The sequence below is a fragment of the Pseudomonas sp. NPDC088885 genome (assembly GCF_044750025.1).
GTDB classification, from domain to species: Bacteria; Pseudomonadota; Gammaproteobacteria; order Pseudomonadales; family Pseudomonadaceae; genus Aquipseudomonas; species Aquipseudomonas rustica.
In genome coordinates, this window is sequence record NZ_JBIVJB010000263.1 from 1 (window position 1) to 1,078 (window position 1,078).

The 1,078-nt window shown below is 57.7% G+C and carries 1 protein-coding gene; it reads left to right on the top strand.

What is annotated here, in order from left to right; translation table 11 throughout:
- On the top strand, positions 1-1,078 hold a 1,078-nt coding region (nusA, locus tag ACIP1X_RS29105; protein ID WP_400756004.1), incomplete at both ends, for a transcription termination factor NusA.

Sequence of the window (1,078 nt, forward strand, 5' to 3'; positions counted from 1 at the left end):
GTTGAGTCGGTATCCAATGAAAAGGGCGTACCGGCAAGCGTAATTTTTGAAGCGCTGGAGCTGGCTTTGGCCACTGCTACCAAAAAGCGTTTTGAAGACGAAGTTGACCTGCGTGTGGAAATTAACCGCCACACCGGGGCATACGAAACTTTCCGTCGCTGGACGGTCGTCGAAGAGAATGATCTCGACGATCCGGCCATCGAAACCTGGCCGAGCAAGGTTGCTGAAACGCATCCGGGTGCCAACGTTGGCGACGTCGTCGAAGAAAAGATCGAATCCATCGAGTTCGGCCGCATTGCTGCACAGACTGCCAAGCAAGTCATCGTGCAGAAAGTGCGTGAAGCCGAGCGCGCTCAAGTGGTCGACGCTTATCGCGAGCGCCTGGGAGAAATCATCTCCGGCACCGTGAAGAAAGTCACCCGCGACAACGTGATCGTCGATCTGGGTAACAACGCTGAAGCGTTGCTGGCCCGTGAAGACATCATTTCTCGCGAAACCTTCCGTGTCGGCGTGCGTCTGCGTGCGCTGCTCAAGGAAATCCGCACCGAGAACCGCGGCCCGCAGCTGATCCTGTCGCGTACCGCGCCGGAAATGCTGATCGAGTTGTTCCGCATCGAAGTGCCGGAAATTGCTGAAGGCCTGATTGAAGTGATGGCAGCGTCCCGTGATCCGGGTTCGCGCGCCAAGATCGCCGTCCGCTCCAAGGACAAACGCATTGACCCACAAGGTGCTTGCATCGGTATGCGCGGTTCGCGCGTCCAGGCAGTGTCGGGTGAGTTGGGCGGTGAGCGTGTTGATATCGTTCTTTGGGACGACAACCCGGCTCAGTTCGTGATCAACGCCATGTCCCCGGCTGAGGTTGCGGCAATTATTGTTGACGAAGATGCCCACGCAATGGACATCGCCGTTGGCGCAGACAATCTGGCTCAGGCCATCGGTCGCGGTGGTCAGAACGTGCGTCTGGCTAGCCAGTTGACTGGCTGGACCCTGAACGTGATGACCGAATCGGTCATCCAGGCTAAGCAGCAAGCAGAAACCGGCGACATCATGCGCAACTTCATCGACGAGCTGGAAGTCG